Here is a 16433-nt window from a genome sequence, read left to right on the forward strand (position 1 = left end):
TGATGGATGTAACTTTCTTTTACATAAAACGACTATTAAAGAGAGCGGAGGGAAAGCAGTGGATGAGATCTTTGAGCAGTTCTATGAAAAATATCATCAGGATTTATTTCAATTTGTAGCTTACATGGTCAAAGATCGGCAAGTCGCTGAGGATCTTGTTCAAGAAGTCTATGTGAAGCTGATACGCTCTTTTCATACTTACGATGGAAGGAGCAGTGAGAAAACGTGGCTGTTTTCCATCGCTCGTCACGTTACAGTCGATTACTTTAGAAAGCAAAGCAGAAAAAGAAAAAGAATCTTTGATTATTTTGACTGGGGTGCCAAAGGGGAAAGGCTTGTTGATCATAAGCCTCTTCCTGAAGAAATTGCTGTAGAAAATGAAGAAATGAAGCAAGTATATCAAGCGATGGAAAAGTGTGGAGTTGACCAAAAAACGGTCATTATTTTGCGTTATATACAGCAGTTGTCAATTAAAGAAACGGCAGAGATTTTAGGGTGGAGCGAGAGCAAAGTGAAGACAACTCAGCATAGAGCTATGAAGAAACTAAGAGAAATGCTTGCACACATGGGTGAAGGGGGGATTGAGCATGAAGCGTAATGATGAAGAGCTGAAGAAGCTTTTGAAGCGTCTCCCTAAAATGGAAGATACGAAGTCCAAGAGTGATTGGTATGAGGCGGTGGCTGATCGTTCTAAGCCGGGGAAAAGGAAGAAGAACCCCCGGTTAATGCCTGTCCTGTCTACGTTAGCTGCATTACTAGTACTCGTCATAGCTATTCCACTTTTTCTGCAGGTTGTGAACCAAAACAAGCAGATGCACGAAAGCAGTGATTCTTCTTCGAGCTCAACACCAGAAGAATCTGCTGAATCAAAGGCTTCGGATGATAAAGCTTTTACGCTGCAGTCAAAAGAAGCGCCACAAGAAAGCAGCGAAGAGCTTCAAGATTTGCTGATTTCTGTCAGGAGTGGAACGATGGACACTTCAGTATATTCTAATGAAAAGACTGATGTAATTATACCTGTCACTTTTGTACCTGAATCAGAAAAACAGTCAGATCAAGTCATCCCCATTACTGAATCAGGGCTTTCAAATAATCTGTCTGACAAGTTCAAGCTTAGTTATGACCAGAAATCTGCTGTTGCAACAGCCCAATTCTTTTCAAAGGACGTAGAAGAAGAGCAGGCATTTATCGAAGCAGTCCGCTGGGAGGCGGAACCGCTACACGCGGAAAAAATAAAAATAAAGCGGCCGGAACAATCAGATAAGCAGTCAAAGACGCAGGAAGTTAAACCTGTTTCCAGTCAGCGCTACATTTTTCAACTCTATCAATATAAAGCGGAACTACCTAAGTTCTTTATTCCTGTAAAAATAGATGAACACTCTTCCATGCAGCAGGCGCTTGACCAATTACACGCTCCCAGCCGCAAAAAACATGTATCTGCGGCCGTACCTGATCATGTTGAACTAAAAACGGTAGATCGTGAAGCAGATACTTTAATGATAGAGGTGAGGCATGGGAAATGGGCGGATCGACAGGAAGCTTTCACTACTTTGCAAGCTGTACTTTTAACGGCAAAACAATTCGGTTATAAAAATGTGAAGTTTCTTAATATGGGCTTTACTGAATTAGGAGGGTACCAAGTCAATAAGCCGATTGAGGTCCCGGACAGTTTCAATCCTTACGTGAAATCATCATCGAACCAATAAGAAAGATATTCCTTTATTTAGGGAAGACGCTGAAACACTGAAAACTTTTTGAGTTCTTCATAAAAAAAGCAGCCGAATTGAACGATAAAATCGTCCGATTCGGCTGCTTTTATACGATCGATGAGAAGGTTTGGTTCTTACTACTTATTACGGCGGCTATTCTCTCCTTTTACACGCCTGCCTCGCTCTTTTTTTAGGCTGCCCTTTGTTGATTCCACGATGAGCGGACGGGTTGACGCCTGTGTCGAGTATCCACCGACAAGCGATTCGTGAGTAACAATGGAAAACTATAACAAATATGTAAATTAGAAAGAACTTTTTAACTGGTCACTTCATGGAAGAAGGATTCTTTTTTATTGGCAACTACAGGGAATATTAATAGGAAACCGAGCCATTGTCATGTTAAAATAAGGGTAAGTTGTAAAGGGGACGATTGTAAATGGATAAGGAAGAACTCATTAACGACGTTTCTCAGAAGATGAAGCTGATTCGCGTGGAGTATGGCTATACGCAAAACCGGATGGCTGATGTTTTGGGTCTGTCTAAAAAAACTCTTGTCCAAATTGAAAAAGAACGGACATCGGCGAGCTGGACTACTGTAGTTGCTGTATGTGCATTATTTCAAGACAGCGAAGTTTTAAAGAATTTACTTGGTGACGCTCCATTAGAGATTACTGAAACCATTGCCCATCAGGAAATTGATCACCCTGTAGGAAAAACAATGGGTGGGAAGGTATGGTGGACAACCTTGCGGGAGGAAAAAGGCTTTACTCTCCAGCAAAACATCATAAGCCAGCATTATCGAATTATTGACAACGAATTTCAGCGTTGGTTCTCTACCTTCGATGAAAATGATGCCGCTATGCGTTTCAAGCAGCTGACCAACAAATAAAAAACCCCTTCAAAGCGAAGGGGGATTAACCTTATTCATGTTTCAAAGGATCTCCGTCAAATGGAAGATCTGCAATTTTAATGGAATCGGTCGGACAGCCTTCGAAAGCATCCTCCATATCATCTTCCCAAACCTCTGGGACTTCCTCCTGGCCTTTGTTATCATCAAGTACAACAAAAGCAATTCCTTCGTCGTCGTAATCAAATATATCCGGAGCTGCGGCCCCACAAGCGCCGCAGGCTATGCATGTATCCTGATCAACAATGGTATATTTCCCCATGTTTTGAACCTCCTCAATGTATGCGCGTAGAAGCTGTTGTTTAGAGGATCAAGCTTCTTTACAATATTATTGTAAATCGGTCATGGGAACTTTTCAATAGATGCCCTTAAGCATAAAGAAGGAGGACTTCCATGTTTTTTACTATCTTACTCTCATGTGTAGACGCCATGAATGGGGAAAGAACAATCTCAGGAATACATAATCTTCTGACTGGAAAACGCTCCTCACAAACACTTCAAGATTCAAAAGGTTACCGCTTGGATCATTTTTTTGGTATTTATCCTTCGCTTGAAAAGAAGCGATTAAAACGTATATTTGAGAAGCTTGCCGACAAGCAGATTCTCGTAATTGATCAACATCAATATCCATTTCTGGTACAGAAGGGGAAAAACTTTCTCTTACAGCAGGGGACTTCAGATTTCTATTTTAGTGGCCTGAGAAACCAGCAGGCTGTGCAACTATTAAAAAGCCGATTTCTGTTATTGGTTCAGACGGTCGCTAACGTCAATTCCGGGAAACGTAATTTTTTCCCGGTGATAGAGGATCGCAAAGTCCAGCTTTGGGTTAAGAGCTTTTATAAACAGCATGTCAAGAATAAAAGCAATTCAGCGTTCCTCATCTATGAAGAAATGTTTTCGCTCATAGACGACTTAGAAGATCTTGAGGCAGAATTGTTCACGTATCGATTGTCAGGTGGACCTGTTATTGGTTTTACAAGGGAACAGCTGGCACGATTCTGTCAGATCACAATCGAAGAGGTAGATATAAGGCTTGAACATGTATTCCATTATATTTATTCTAAGCTAAGCCAGTCCCCTCAATCTTTCCCGAAACTAAGGTATTGCGTGGACGATTTACACCCTTCTTCTCTTGTTACCCAGTCTTCAGAGAAAACCTTTCAGTTCCTAAAACACGGGTTGTCATTAGAAGAGATTGCAGGAAAAAGAAATCTTAAGGTCAGTACAATTCAAGATCATATCGTGGAAGCAGCGTTAGTCATGAAGAATTTTCCAATTGAGCAGTTTATTGATTATGAAGATCAAATGCTTATTTTTCATGCGGCCGAAAGTTTAAAAACGATGAAGCTAAAATCTATTTATCAGTATTTGGACGGCCGTTACACTTATTTTCAATTAAGAATTGTATTGGCCAAAAAGCAGCACGAAACCGATCAGGGAGGCAGTTATGCAAGTGCAGAACATTGAAGAGTATTTGTGGGCTCATTTTGGTTATAAAAACTTCAGAGAAGGGCAGCGCCCCATTATTGAAGATGTACTGAATGGAAATGATGTGCTCGGTATTTTGCCGACTGGTACGGGAAAGTCATTGTGCTACCAATTGCCTGCTCTTATCTTTCAAGGAGCAACCCTAGTTGTTTCCCCTCTGATTTCATTAATGTCAGACCAGGAAAAACAATTGAAAGCAGTGGGTATTAAAAAAGTAGTCGCTATAAACAGTTTTTTGAACCCGCAAGAGAGAACCGAAGTTCTGAAACGGCTACACGATTATAAATTGATTTACTTGTCACCGGAAATGCTGCAAAATCAAAGGATGTTACAAGCATTAAAGAAGCTTCCCATTGACTTGTTTGTGATTGATGAAGCCCACTGTATTTCACAATGGGGCCATGAATTTCGCACAGACTATTTGAAGTTAGACCAGATTATTCATGAATTAGCAGATCCCCCGGTGCTTGCTTTAAGCGCAACGGCTACCCCAGAAGTGCAGGAAGATATATTCAAGCAGCTTAAGAAACCGAACATGATAAAAAGGGTACATTCTATGGATAAAATAAATGTCAGTTTTGCTGTGGAACACATGTCGTCTGCGGAGGAGAAGATTGAACGGATTGCTGAAATTCTGAGCGGCAGGAAAGCCGCCTGCATGATTTATTTCTCAAGCCGGCAATGGGCCGAGCGCGCTGCTTCAGCATTACAGCAAAAATTATCGCAGAGAATTGCGTTTTATCATGGAGGGATGGAACAGACGGATCGTTTATTAATCCAGCAGCAATTCATGAATGATCAGCTTGATATCGTCTGCTGTACAAGTGCATTTGGAATGGGCTTGGATAAGCCGGATATCCGTTATGTTATTCACTTTCATGTTCCTACCCAGATTGAATCATTTATCCAGGAAGTAGGACGGGCAGGAAGAGACGGTAAGCCATGTGCCAGTCTTGTCCTATTTACACATAGAGACTATTACCTGCCGCAAATGCTCATTCAAAGCGAGCTTCCTGAAACAAATGAACTTCACAAGATATTTAGGGTGTTGGATACCTTCCGAAATAAACCATTGCCTCACAAAGAAGAAATTGTGCAAGTAATGGAATTATCAGAATCTCAATGGAATTTTATTAAATATCAACTGGAAAAGCATGGATGCTATTCCGATGGAAAAATCTCAGGAAGCATAGAAGAATGGGAAAGAATGCAAACAAAGGTGGAACAATTTCTTAAGGAGAGATGGCACTATAAACAAGGGAAATTAAAAGAAATGATAAACTGGGTACATCACAAAGGGTGTAAAAGAAAAAAGCTGTATGAACCTTTTCAGGATCATATAAGACCTCCCTATGTTCCTTGTTGCGATTCTTGCGGTTTTAATATCGCAGATTTACAAGTGGAAAACTGGGAAGAGAGTTCAAGCGTAGATTCGTGGCAGTCTCGTCTGCGTAAAATGTTTCAGCAGGAAGATCATTATGAAATTTTCTGAGCAAGCAGAATTCATTAAGCAGCTCTCCGATCGGCAAGTCACTGTCCAGCTTGTGCTTACCCAGTTTGTAATCTTATTTGCAGCCATCCTAGTCAGTTTGTTTTTGTTTGATTCTTTTCTTTTAGATTGGAGAAATCTCTTCCGCTTTCATTCTGGTGAGTGGCTAAAATACGGGGTTGGTTCAGCAGTGCTCGTATTAATCATTGATCTACTGATGCTTCGTCTTATTCCTAAAAGGTATTATGATGATGGGGGCATCAATGAAAAGGTATTTCAAAACCGGTCTTTAGGATCAATAATTGCTGTCACCTTATTAGTAGCAGTTTGTGAGGAAATGCTGTTCAGAGGGGTCATCCAGAAAGAATTTGGTTATTTTGTTGCAAGTCTATTATTTGCGCTTATGCACTTCAGATATTTGGCTAAGCTTTTGCTACTGGGCTCTGTAGTTTTCGTCAGTTTTTTTCTAGGGTGGTTATTTGAAATAACGGACAGTATCACCGTAACAATTACGACTCATTTTATCGTGGATGTCATTTTAGCATTATGGATTAGATATAGACAAAGAGGTGATCTGGTTGGTGCAGCAAACGAATCAAGATGAAAAGCAAAAAGAAGCCCCTGAATATGAAATGGATGTGTTAAACCTTCCCCCAAGAAAAGAAGTTCATGCGAACAAGAAGGCAAAAACAAAATGGAAGTTGAATTTTATTTTTTTCAGAGTCCTTATCTTAATCATTATCCTTCTAGTCATGATCGCTTTATCCTATCGTTACTGGGGCGGCTGGCTGGAACCAGTCTTTGGAAGCAATCCTATTCATCAAACGACGTCATATGGGCTGGAACAAAATCAAACCCATTTTGTCTTAATTCAGAATGCAGGTATGGAAAAGAGCTTCCGGTCTTAATGGAAGCTCTTTGTTCACCGTTAGAAAATCTGTTTACGGTCTCTTTCAAATTTAAGGATTTCGACTGCCTCTCTAAACCGTTGTGAATGAACAATTTCTCTTTCCCTAAGAAATTTCAGCCCGTCGTTTAAATCGGGGTCATCGGACATATTAATGATCCATTGGTAAGTAGCACGTGCTTTTTCTTCAGCAGCGATATCTTCATATAAGTCAGCAATGGGGTCTCCTTTTGCTTGAATATAAGTGGCCGTCCAAGGAGAGCCGGAAGCATTATTATAAAAGAGTGCATTATCGTGGTTCACATATTGATCCTCAAGACCTGCTGCTTTCATCATCTCAGGTGTGGCATCCTTTGTTAATTTATAAACCATCGTCGCAATCATTTCTAAGTGGGCGAATTCTTCTGTACCAATATCCGTCAATAAACCAATCACTTTATCCGGAATGGAATAACGCTGGTTTAAGTAACGCAGCGCTGCAGACAGTTCTCCATCTGCACCTCCATATTGTTCAATGAGATATTTCGCAAGACGTGGGTTGCACTCACTGACTCTGACAGGATACTGAAGTTTTTTTTCATAATACCACACGAGAATGTCCTCCTATAGAAGAATTATAGTTGCCACGGCCAAGGTGAATCCTTCCAATTCCAGGGATAACCTGAAAAACTTGCCCCAAATTGTCTCAAAGGTCCAAAACACTGCTCATAATAGTTTTTCAGCTCGTGACTTTGGGCAGCCAGTTCGTTAAATTGCTGTACAGCCTGAGCGTCTTGTGGGTGAGTATCTAAATAAAGGGTCAGCTCAACTAAAGCAAAATCCACCTGTTGAATTTTTTCCATTAATTCATAACGATTCGGTGCCGTTTTCCCTTGCTGATCCATCAGCTTTCTCCTTTCACAGCAGGATAAGGGTCATAAAAGCACGGCCAAAGCGTACCACGGCAGAGTGCTTCCTGAAGAGAAAATTGAGGCAATCCTGGCTGCTGAAATCCAACATACAGCTGGGGCGGTGTAGAGAAACATTTAATTTCTATAGGTGGACATGGATCGAATGGTCCATAATAGGGCCTGTAGCATTTAACAGGAGTGTACAAAAATATCACCTCTTTAGTCTTGTCAACAAACTTTATGTAGATAAAGCTTGGACTATTCTACTAGGAAGGCAGGATTTTCACAAAGTAAAGAAGAACTAATAATTATGTATGTAAAAAAAAGGAGAGGGAAGCTATGTTTGTAAAAAGTTTAATGAAACCACCGCACAAGTCACTCACAGCAGACGTTCATACGTCATTAGCACATATTCTGGAGATTTTGAATAAAGAAGATATTCAGGCTATGCCTGTGCTGGATGGTCAGAGATTCACAGGTATGATCTCCAAGGAGATTATTTACCGCTCCTTTTTTGAGAATGGAAAAGACAAAGAGGATTTCTTACTTTCTACTGAAGCAAAAGATATCGTAGAAAAAGAGGATTATTTCATTCATAATGAGGAAGTGTTTGAACGCACTCTTCCTGCATTTAAAGGTTTTCCGGTATTAGCTGTAGTCGATGAACACAGAAATTTTTTAGGGCTGGTGACCAGATTTGATGTAATTGAACAGTTTGAAAGTGCTTTTGGTATTCGGAAGAAAGGAATTCGTATTGCTTTTACTTCCGAAGAATCAGTAGGCAGAATCGAGCGATTAGGTGATATTATTAGAAATTATCACGAGAATGTGATCTCTCTCGCTACCTTCGATGAAACCGATAAATTAGCGAGACGAATCGTTTTAAAAGTAGAAAAAAATAATAATATCGAACAATTTACGAAAAAGCTGGAGAAAACCGGATTTCGAATATTAAGTGTAAAAGAAGTGTAGAAGTTAGAAAAAACCACTGAATCGGGGTTATCCGTTTTAGTGGTTTTTCCTGGCTGATTTATTATATAATGCGGGTTATATCGAATGCAGGAGTGTTGTGAGTTGGAATGGTTCCTGAGTCTCATAGGAGCAGCTGCTCTATTATTGATGTACATGTATTTTAAAGCACGTGGAAATTATATAGATAAACATGAGATTTACCATCATGCGTCCAAGCGGCTGAACATTTTCTTTATTTCAGACGTTCATAACCGGGTAATCAACGAGAAAATGCTTCGCAGGGTCGAAGATAATGTAGATGTTGTAATTGTCGGAGGAGATTTAGTCGATAAACGCGTGCCCTTGCACAGGCTCATCACGAATGTGAAGCGATTGAAACGCTGGGGAGCGCCTGTCTATTTTATTCCAGGGAATAATGATCATGAACTGACTGAAGCCAGGATCGTAGATGTATTAAAAAATGAATCAGTCCATGTGTTATCCAATCAGGATGTAAAACTCTCCTTTGACGACCGTCTTCCGTGCACCCTTAGTGGAGTGGATCCCTATTACCTTACCTCCCGCAGGCATGCCAGCTATATCCATGATACAAAGGATTTTCATTTGTTAGTTGTCCATGATCCTTATGTGTTTCAAAAGATGAATAAGGAAGATAGAGACAGGTTCAGCTTAGTGCTGACAGGACATACTCACGGAGGGCAGATTCGTTTGTTTGGTTTTGGTCCTTATACCCGCGGAGGGTGGTTTACTAAAGAAGACTATACTCTGCTGATTAGTGAAGGGTACGGTACTTCTGCAGTACCATTGCGTTTAAGTACGAGAGCGGAATGCCACATGATCTATTTGCTTCCTGAACGTGAGGATAGGTATTAGTTAAAAAAGAATATACAAATTTTACACAATAATTTTCTTTCACTTATAATAATAGTAAAAAGTTGTATGTGGAGGAAGGGATTATGGCAGCTACGAAAGGAAAGTATAACATTAAAGCAATTTCCCAAATGATAGGGGTGCAGCCCGGCACATTAAGAGCTTGGGAACGACGTTACCAGATGATACGTCCCGTACGCAATGATGTCGGCCACAGACTTTATACGGACGAACATCTTCGTATTTTAAAATGGCTGAAAGAAAAGGTTAATAAGGGATTTACCATTTCCCAAGCAGTAGCACTTATGGAAAATAATGAAGAAGCCGTCATGCATTCTCACTATGATGCAGATCAAAGTGAATTGGGAAAAATCGGAGACGATTTACTTGATGCCCTGCTGTCCTTTAATGAGAAAGAAGCGCAGCATAATCTGGATCAGGCATTTAGTTTATTCTCTCCTGAAACGGTTGCTATTGATGTAATTGGCCCCCTTCTTGTTAAAATAGGAGACCTCTGGGAGACCAATGAAATTACAAGTGCCCATGAGCATTTTGCAAGTAATTTTCTGAGATCGCGGATGGGTATGATGCTAGTGTCTCTTCCTACTGATGCGATTCTTCCAAAAGCCGTTTTAGTTTGCGGACCAAATGAGAAGCACGAACTTGGACTATTAATTTTTGCGCTTTATTTGAAACGCAAAGGGTATGAAGTTATTTATCTTGGACAAAGCATAGCCGGGGGAGATATCGATGTTGTTATAAATGAAATAAACCCCAAATACTTATTTATGTCCTGTACGATGAAAAAAAATATCCCCATTTCCATTCGCTTAGCTGAAAGCTTACAAAAGAAGTTTCCTGAACTGAATATAGGCTTGGGCGGCTATGCCTATGAAGGACTCTCCGAAGTGGATAAAATAAGAATGGAGCCTTTTGTAGTGGGAAACAATAAGCGTGATTGGGAGATATGGCTGAATGATTGACTCCTTTTCCTTTTTTATAAAGTTGTCCCCCATCCAAATTGTCGTATATAATTTGAAAAAAGGTGCCAATATTGCGCCTAGCTTCATAAGATAAAGATAACACATAATTGAGACAGGGGGCGATCATGTGCGAGTTGAAAGAGTTACAAATGAAAAGTTTAAAATCTTTCTTACATTTGATGATTTAATGGATAGAGGGTTAACTCGTGATGAACTTTGGAGTGATCTTCCAAGGGTTCACCGTATCTTCAGCGATATGATGTATGATGCGGGAACAGAGCTTGGTGTTGAATTAAATGGCGTACTTCTTGTCCAAGTGTATCTTTTAAAAGCTCAGGGAATGCTTGTTGTAGTGACAAGGACTGAGGGAGATGAAATGGACGAAGACGAAGATTATATGGAAATGAAAGTCACTCTTGATGAAAGCAAAGAAATGATGTTTATCTTCAACGACTTTGAAGATATCATACAGGCGGGCATTCACCTGCATCAGTTGAATGTAACCGGCGGAAGTGTATTTTCTTATAACGGGGAATATTATATGCTTTTACAGGATGAAGATATTATTCATTTAGATTCTGAACAAGTTATTGCTTTGTTATCCGAGTTTGCTTCAGCTTCTGCTGCAACTTCCCACCGTTTAATGGAGTACGGCAAAGTCATTATGGACGGCCAGGCATGCGCGACAATTTTTCATCATTTTTCGAATTAATGCAGATAGAACGATGCTCAGCAGAAGCTTCGTTCTTTTTTATTTCAAATTCTCTTTTATCTTTCCATTTAGCATATTCGAAACACTTTGATAAAAGTCCAGGGCTGCTCGGCTGCATTTAATGAACTTTTGGGTCTGCTCCTGTGCTGGAAAAGATGATTCGGGTAAATGGAGAATGAAGGTTATTTTTAAAATAGAAGCTGTTGATTGAACGTGTTAAGATATATAATGGAGTTTATCTTATTTGGTAACCATTAGGGATTGGAGTGTATGGAATGAAGATTGCGGTTTTATACGGGGGACCTCAGGTGAAAGAGAAGTATCTCTTTCTACCGGTAAAGGGATCGTCAAAGCATTAAAAAATAAAGGTCATTCAGTGATAGGAATAGATTTTCAACCGGATCAAATAAAAGAAATTCTAAAACTTGACGTAGACTTGGTTTTCATAGGGTTACATGGAAAGTATGGAGAAGATGGCAAAATCCAAGGACTGCTTGATATGCTGGAAATCCCTTATGTAGGCTCAGGTGTCCTGGCATCGGCTTTAGCTATGGATAAGGCAAAATCCAAACAGGTTTTTAAATTAAATGGTATAAAAACAGCGAATAGCAAAACCTATGATATAGCGAAATCATTTGATAAAACAACAATTGCCAAAGATATCCGGTCTCAATTTTCACTGCCTTTTGTTATCAAACCGAACCAGGAGGGTTCGACCCTTGGCTTAACTATTGTTAAGCAAGAAGAGCAAATCGAGCAAGCCCTTGAGACAGCGGCAAAATCTGACCAGGTAATTTTAGTGGAGGAGTATGTGAAAGGGAGAGAAGTGACAGTTCCTGTCATCGGTCTTCCTGGGGAAGAACGAGCCCTCCCAGTAATTGAAATCATACCTAAGAATGAGTATTATGACTTTGATTCCAAATACCAGCCAGGTGGAAGCCAGCATATTGTTCCTGCTGAATTACAAGAAAGCTTAACAGAGCAATTAATGACGGAAGCTGTTCTCGCTCATCAACTGCTGGGCTGCAGCATTTATTCGCGCGTGGATTTCATAATCAATGAAAGAAATGAACCAGTTATTCTGGAAGTGAACACGCTTCCTGGAATGACGCCGACAAGCTTATTTCCAGACTCTGCCCAAGTCATTGGTTGGAGTTATGATGAACTAATTGAGAAATTTGTTGAACTTTCTGCAAAGAAGAAGAAACAGGCGTTGTAATCGCTTACAAAAAGATAGGAAAATAAGCGGTTCAATGCTTCCTTTCATAGGCTAGAACGTGTATACTATTGACTGAAAGATGACCCGAAGCCAATGGATTTGATATAGGAGGTAAATGGGATGGTAGCCGATAAGCCAGCAGATGCTGCAAATGAAAACAATGACCAGCTTGATGTTTTAAAATCTACTCAAACGGTGGTCAAAAAAGCTTTAGATAAATTAGGATATCCGAATGAAGTGTATGATCTACTGAAAGAACCGGTTCGAATGATGACTGTCCGCATTCCCGTGCGGATGGATAATGATTCTATAAAGATCTTTACGGGTTACCGGGCACAGCATAATGATGCAGTTGGACCTACAAAAGGCGGCGTTCGTTTTCACCCGAATGTCTCAGAAAAAGAAGTGAAAGCTTTATCTATTTGGATGAGTTTAAAAGCAGGGATTGTAGATCTTCCATACGGGGGCGGAAAAGGCGGGATTGTCTGTGATCCCCGCAATATGTCCTTTCGTGAACTAGAAGGTGTCAGCCGGGGATATGTAAGGGCAATCAGCCAAATTGTTGGTCCTACAAAGGATATTCCTGCACCAGATGTCTTTACTAATTCGCAAATTATGGCTTGGATGATGGATGAATACAGCCGCATTGATGAATTTAATAATCCTGGTTTTATTACCGGGAAACCGCTGGTTCTTGGAGGTTCCCACGGCCGTGAAACAGCAACGGCCAAAGGGGTTACGATTTGTATTGAAGAAGCGGCAAAGAAAAAAGCCATTAATGTGGAAGGCGCCCGTGTCGTTGTGCAAGGATTCGGGAATGCCGGAAGTTACTTAGCAAAATTCATGAATGACCGTGGAGCAAAAGTTATTGGAATATCTGATGCCTACGGTGGTCTTCATGATCCTGACGGGTTGGATATCGATTATCTATTGGACCGCCGTGACAGCTTTGGTACAGTCACCAACCTATTTAAAAATACGATTACAAATCAGGAATTGCTGGAGCTCGATTGTGATATTTTGGTTCCTGCAGCGATTGAGAATCAGATTACTGAAGAGAATGCCTATAACATTAAAGCTTCGATTGTTGTAGAGGCGGCAAATGGTCCGACAACTCTCGGAGCAACAAAGATTCTTTCTGAGAGAGGCATACTGCTGGTTCCAGACGTGCTTGCTTCTTCAGGTGGTGTTACAGTTTCTTACTTTGAGTGGGTCCAGAACAATCAAGGTTATTATTGGACGGAAGAAGAAGTAGAAGAAAAGCTGCATAAAGTCATTGTTAAAGGCTTTGATAATGTTTACAAAACGGCTGAAACAAGGAGAGTGGATATGAGGCTCGCTGCGTACATGGTCGGAGTAAGAAAAATGGCAGAGGCTTCAAGATTCCGCGGATGGATTTAAGTTGATTACTTATTACAAATCTCCTATCATTTATGTGGTAGGAGATTTATTATGGAAAGATACAGAATATAAATGCTTTCTTGAAATGAGGAGTGACAAAGTTGCAACAGGAAAAGGTCATTATTATCGGAGCAGGTCCGTGTGGGATGAGCGCGGCAATCGAACTACAACGACAAGGCATAAATCCTCTGTTGATCGAAAAGGGGAATGTCGTAAATTCTATATATAACTACCCGACTCACCAGACATTTTTCAGTTCAAGTGACAGGCTTGAGATCGGTAATATTCCGTTTATTACAGAAAGACAGAAGCCTGTAAGAAACGAAGCTCTGGCTTATTATCGGGCTGTAGCTGAGCGGGAACAATTAAACATTCACGCGTTTGAGCGGGTTATGCAAGTGGAGAAACAGGATAAAGGATTCATCCTCCATTCAGAATTGAAAACAGGAGAAAGCAGGCGTTATTTTGCTGAACAGATTGTTGTAGCAACAGGCTATTACGATCAGCCGAATATGATGGGAGTCAAAGGCGAAGAGCTATCTAAAGTTATGCACTATTTCAAAGAGGCCCACCCTTATTACAATAAAGATGTCGTCGTCATCGGTGGTAAAAACTCGGCGGCGGATGCAGTCTTAGAATTGGAAAAAGCAGGGGCTAGGGTGACTGTTCTATATAGAGGAGAGACTTATTCAAAAAGTATAAAACCTTGGATTTTGCCTTTATTTGAAGGTCTGGTGAATAAAGGAATTGTGCAAATGGAATTTTGTGCCCACTTAAAAGAGATCACAGAAGAAGAAGTGATTTATGAATGTAACGGTGTAGAAAAACGAATTCCTAATGATTTTGTGTTTGCCATGACCGGATACAAGCCGGATCAGCATTTTCTTACGCAAATGGGAGTAGATTTCGATAGAGAAACCGGCCGCCCATTTATTAATGAAGAAACGATGGAGACTAATGTCCCTAATATTTACATTGCCGGGGTCATTGCTGCAGGTTACAATAATAATGAAATCTTTATTGAAAACGGCCGCCATCACGGTGGCAAGATAGCGGAATCTATTCAAAGAAAAGCCTGAAACAAGTCATGTGTAGAGAAGGCTGCACATGACTTTTTATTTACATAGTTCTGTGAATCGAATCTTAAATGGAGGCGAGTCCATGAGTAAAGTGGTTCTATTAACAACAGGGGGTACAATTGCAAGTGTGCCTAACAAAGAATCCGGAAAATTGTCATCTGGTGCTCTTACAGGAGAAGAATTAGCCAACATGCTTCATCTCCCTGGAGAGATCGATGTAATCATTGAGTCTGTTTTTCAAAAACCAAGCATGCATATTGGCTTTAATGATTTAGTAAGGATGAAGACGAAAATTGAAAACTATTTTAAGGATGATTCAGTTTCAGGTATCGTTGTTACTCATGGAACAGATTCTTTGGAGGAGACAGCCTATTTTCTCGACCTGACAATAAGTGACGAGCGGCCCGTTGTTATTACCGGCTCTCAAAGGTCCCCTGGAGAAATGGGAAGTGATGCGTACATTAATTTAAGACATGCGATTTATTCGGCATGCAGCGAAGACCTGCACAACGCAGGCGCCGTTGTTGTTTTCAATGAACGCATTTTTCCGGCCAAATATGTAAAGAAGGAACATGCTTCCAATTTACAGGGGTTCAACGCTTTTGGCTTTGGGTACCTTGGAATTATTGACAACGATAAAGTGCAGATCTATCAAAAACCGATTAAAAGAGAATACTACCAGCTGGTGGAGGATATTCCAAGAGTTGACATAATAAAAGCTTATCTGGGGCAGACGGCTCGTTTATTAAAGCAGCTAGAGAGAGCGATGCAAAAGGCATCGTCATAGAAGGGGTAGGTCGTGGGCAAGTCTCACCAGGGATGATGGGAGAAATTATTAAATCGTTGGAAGCCGGGATAAAAATTGTGATTACGACCACCTCAGAAGAAGGTGCTGTCTACACCACCTATGATTATTTAGGAAGCGCATATGATTTATACCAGCACGGAGTAATTCTTGGAGATGACGATGATAGTAAAAAAGCAAGGATTAAGCTATCTGTAATTCTGGCCTCAGATTTTGAAGGTGAAATCAAATATTGAGACAAAGTTTTACGAGCCGGTTTCGGAGATAAATCCCCTTATCGTTTATTCCTTTTCTGAATTCTTCGTGATACGATGAGAGACAGGGAATGAATGAGAGAGGGCTGATGATTTATGGCCATATTAACGGCGGCCATTGCTCCTGCTATTGCCATCATGACGTTTATCTACTTAAGCAAAAGAATAGGACTGGAACCCCTTCCTTTAATTATTCGAATGTTTATTATCGGAGCCATTCTAGTCTTTCCGCTTATGTTTATTCAATACGCATTTGAGAGTGAGGGTTACTTCCAATCTCACTTTATGAGGTCTCTGGTACTGGCGGGGCTGCTGGAAGAATTTTTTAAATGGTTCTTTTTATTATTTGTTGCCTACCGTCACGCTAATTTTGACCATCCTTACGATGGGATCATTTATGGTGTAGCGATCAGCCTTGGATTTGCCACGCTGGAAAATATTATTTATCTTTTTGCAAATGGCATCGAAATAGCGATATTACGTGCGGTATTCCCAGTGTCATCGCATGCATTATTCGGAATACTCATGGGCTATTATATAGGAAAAGCGAAGTTTTCAATTCACCATAAACGCATTTACCTGCTGTATTCATTTATTATACCTTTTCTTCTGCACAGCATTTACGATTATATTTTATCCGTGAATAAGCAGGGGTGGATGTTTTGGATCACACCGTTTATGGTGATTTTGTGGGTTATAGGAGTAAGAAAAATTAAACTTGCCAATTCTCAACCTGAGCAGATTTAAT

Annotated in this window: 19 protein-coding genes and 1 pseudogene; 16 read left to right on the top strand and 4 right to left on the bottom strand. The window is 40.4% G+C overall.

The window, feature by feature from the left end; translation table 11 throughout:
* Positions 1-58 precede the first annotated feature (58 nt).
* The 3 genes from MUN89_RS11875 to MUN89_RS11885 all read left to right on the top strand — a co-directional run bounded on the left by MUN89_RS11875 (position 59) and on the right by MUN89_RS11885 (position 2598).
* Entirely contained in the window at positions 59-598 is a 540-nt protein-coding gene (locus MUN89_RS11875; protein ID WP_244707969.1) for an RNA polymerase sigma factor SigX, read from the top strand.
* Positions 588-1706, top strand: a complete 1119-nt coding sequence (locus tag MUN89_RS11880; protein WP_244707971.1) for a hypothetical protein — start codon at positions 588-590, stop codon at positions 1704-1706. Before MUN89_RS11875 ends, MUN89_RS11880 begins: the two co-directional genes overlap by 11 nt.
* A gap of 439 nt (positions 1707-2145) precedes the next feature.
* Complete coding sequence (locus tag MUN89_RS11885; RefSeq protein ID WP_244707972.1) at positions 2146-2598, top strand: helix-turn-helix transcriptional regulator; 453 nt, start codon at positions 2146-2148, stop codon at positions 2596-2598.
* Positions 2599-2629: 31 nt separating this feature from the next.
* Here MUN89_RS11885 and MUN89_RS11890 read toward each other — a convergent pair whose 3' ends face one another.
* The gene (locus MUN89_RS11890) at positions 2630-2878 is read right to left on the bottom strand and encodes a ferredoxin (protein WP_244707974.1); all 249 of its coding nucleotides are present in this window, start codon (positions 2876-2878) and stop codon (positions 2630-2632) included.
* 131 nt (positions 2879-3009) lie between these two features.
* Here MUN89_RS11890 and MUN89_RS11895 point away from each other — a divergent pair, with 131 nt between their 5' ends.
* Genes MUN89_RS11895 through MUN89_RS11910 form a run of 4 tightly spaced genes read left to right on the top strand, consistent with a single transcriptional unit; the run spans position 3010 to position 6501 of the window.
* Positions 3010-4083 carry a YpbB family protein gene (locus MUN89_RS11895; RefSeq protein ID WP_244707976.1) on the top strand — a complete coding sequence of 358 codons (1074 nt, stop codon included), beginning with the start codon at positions 3010-3012 and terminating at the stop codon, positions 4081-4083.
* Positions 4064-5596 (top strand): RecQ family ATP-dependent DNA helicase, encoded by a 1533-nt coding sequence (locus tag MUN89_RS11900; RefSeq protein ID WP_244707978.1) that lies wholly within the window; start codon positions 4064-4066, stop codon positions 5594-5596. The genes MUN89_RS11895 and MUN89_RS11900 overlap by 20 nt, the downstream gene beginning before the upstream one ends.
* Positions 5583-6197: a CPBP family intramembrane glutamic endopeptidase gene (locus MUN89_RS11905; protein WP_244707980.1), complete on the top strand. Its 615-nt coding sequence runs from the start codon at positions 5583-5585 to the stop codon at positions 6195-6197. The genes MUN89_RS11900 and MUN89_RS11905 overlap by 14 nt, the downstream gene beginning before the upstream one ends.
* The gene (locus tag MUN89_RS11910; protein ID WP_244707982.1) at positions 6175-6501 is read left to right on the top strand and encodes a hypothetical protein; all 327 of its coding nucleotides are present in this window, start codon (positions 6175-6177) and stop codon (positions 6499-6501) included. Before MUN89_RS11905 ends, MUN89_RS11910 begins: the two co-directional genes overlap by 23 nt.
* Before the next feature lie 20 nt (positions 6502-6521).
* Here the strand turns inward: MUN89_RS11910 and MUN89_RS11915 are convergent, their stop codons facing one another.
* From MUN89_RS11915 to MUN89_RS11925, 3 genes are read right to left on the bottom strand one after another with little or no spacing between them, the layout of a single operon-like run.
* Positions 6522-7091: a manganese catalase family protein gene (locus tag MUN89_RS11915; RefSeq protein ID WP_244707983.1), complete on the bottom strand. Its 570-nt coding sequence runs from the start codon at positions 7089-7091 to the stop codon at positions 6522-6524.
* Positions 7092-7114: 23 nt separating this feature from the next.
* Complete coding sequence (locus MUN89_RS11920; RefSeq protein ID WP_244707985.1) at positions 7115-7384, bottom strand: spore coat protein CotJB; 270 nt, start codon at positions 7382-7384, stop codon at positions 7115-7117.
* Positions 7384-7596 (bottom strand): spore coat associated protein CotJA, encoded by a 213-nt coding sequence (locus MUN89_RS11925; RefSeq protein WP_244707987.1) that lies wholly within the window; start codon positions 7594-7596, stop codon positions 7384-7386. The genes MUN89_RS11920 and MUN89_RS11925 overlap by 1 nt, the downstream gene beginning before the upstream one ends.
* 133 nt (positions 7597-7729) lie before the next feature.
* On the opposite strand from MUN89_RS11925, the gene MUN89_RS11930 reads away from it, so the two are divergent.
* The 9 genes and pseudogenes from MUN89_RS11930 (at position 7730) to prsW (ending at position 16432) form a co-directional block, all read left to right on the top strand.
* Positions 7730-8362, top strand: coding sequence for a CBS domain-containing protein (locus MUN89_RS11930; RefSeq protein ID WP_244707989.1), 633 nt, complete (start codon positions 7730-7732; stop codon positions 8360-8362).
* Between the two features lie 102 nt (positions 8363-8464).
* Positions 8465-9235 carry a metallophosphoesterase gene (locus tag MUN89_RS11935; protein WP_244707991.1) on the top strand — a complete coding sequence of 257 codons (771 nt, stop codon included), beginning with the start codon at positions 8465-8467 and terminating at the stop codon, positions 9233-9235.
* A gap of 83 nt (positions 9236-9318) precedes the next feature.
* Entirely contained in the window at positions 9319-10215 is an 897-nt protein-coding gene (locus MUN89_RS11940; RefSeq protein WP_244707993.1) for a MerR family transcriptional regulator, read from the top strand.
* 127 nt (positions 10216-10342) lie between these two features.
* Positions 10343-10927 carry a genetic competence negative regulator gene (locus tag MUN89_RS11945; RefSeq protein WP_244707995.1) on the top strand — a complete coding sequence of 195 codons (585 nt, stop codon included), beginning with the start codon at positions 10343-10345 and terminating at the stop codon, positions 10925-10927.
* Positions 10928-11171: 244 nt separating this feature from the next.
* Positions 11172-12146 carry a D-alanine--D-alanine ligase gene (locus MUN89_RS11950; protein ID WP_318036079.1) on the top strand — a complete coding sequence of 325 codons (975 nt, stop codon included), beginning with the start codon at positions 11172-11174 and terminating at the stop codon, positions 12144-12146.
* Between the two features lie 120 nt (positions 12147-12266).
* On the top strand, positions 12267-13547 hold the full coding sequence (locus MUN89_RS11955; RefSeq protein WP_244707997.1) for a Glu/Leu/Phe/Val family dehydrogenase: 1281 nt from the start codon (positions 12267-12269) through the stop codon (positions 13545-13547).
* A gap of 101 nt (positions 13548-13648) precedes the next feature.
* Positions 13649-14626 carry a YpdA family putative bacillithiol disulfide reductase gene (locus MUN89_RS11960; protein ID WP_244707999.1) on the top strand — a complete coding sequence of 326 codons (978 nt, stop codon included), beginning with the start codon at positions 13649-13651 and terminating at the stop codon, positions 14624-14626.
* Positions 14627-14708: 82 nt separating this feature from the next.
* Positions 14709-15667: pseudogene (locus tag MUN89_RS11965) on the top strand (asparaginase).
* Positions 15668-15781: 114 nt separating this feature from the next.
* Positions 15782-16432, top strand: coding sequence for a glutamic-type intramembrane protease PrsW (prsW, locus tag MUN89_RS11970; RefSeq protein ID WP_244708001.1), 651 nt, complete (start codon positions 15782-15784; stop codon positions 16430-16432).
* The last annotated feature ends 1 nt before the right edge of the window (position 16433 follow it).

Origin of the sequence: Halobacillus salinarum (genome assembly GCF_022919095.1) — a bacterium.
Lineage (GTDB): Bacteria > Bacillota > Bacilli > Bacillales > Halobacillaceae > Halobacillus_B > Halobacillus_B salinarum.

Bases quoted from the DNA above. Each gene is read 5' to 3' on its own strand.
- MUN89_RS11880 (WP_244707971.1), top strand. From the start codon at position 588: ATGAAGCGTAATGATGAAGAGCTGAAGAAGCTTTTGAAGCGTCTCCCT.
- MUN89_RS11885 (WP_244707972.1), top strand. From the start codon at position 2,146: ATGGATAAGGAAGAACTCATTAACGACGTTTCTCAGAAGATGAAGCTG.
- MUN89_RS11890 (WP_244707974.1), bottom strand. From the start codon at position 2,878: ATGGGGAAATATACCATTGTTGATCAGGATACATGCATAGCCTGCGGC.
- MUN89_RS11895 (WP_244707976.1), top strand. From the start codon at position 3,010: ATGTTTTTTACTATCTTACTCTCATGTGTAGACGCCATGAATGGGGAA.
- MUN89_RS11900 (WP_244707978.1), top strand. From the start codon at position 4,064: ATGCAAGTGCAGAACATTGAAGAGTATTTGTGGGCTCATTTTGGTTAT.
- MUN89_RS11905 (WP_244707980.1), top strand. From the start codon at position 5,583: ATGAAATTTTCTGAGCAAGCAGAATTCATTAAGCAGCTCTCCGATCGG.
- MUN89_RS11920 (WP_244707985.1), bottom strand. From the start codon at position 7,384: ATGGATCAGCAAGGGAAAACGGCACCGAATCGTTATGAATTAATGGAA.
- MUN89_RS11930 (WP_244707989.1), top strand. From the start codon at position 7,730: ATGTTTGTAAAAAGTTTAATGAAACCACCGCACAAGTCACTCACAGCA.
- MUN89_RS11940 (WP_244707993.1), top strand. From the start codon at position 9,319: ATGGCAGCTACGAAAGGAAAGTATAACATTAAAGCAATTTCCCAAATG.
- MUN89_RS11955 (WP_244707997.1), top strand. From the start codon at position 12,267: ATGGTAGCCGATAAGCCAGCAGATGCTGCAAATGAAAACAATGACCAG.
- prsW (WP_244708001.1), top strand. From the start codon at position 15,782: ATGGCCATATTAACGGCGGCCATTGCTCCTGCTATTGCCATCATGACG.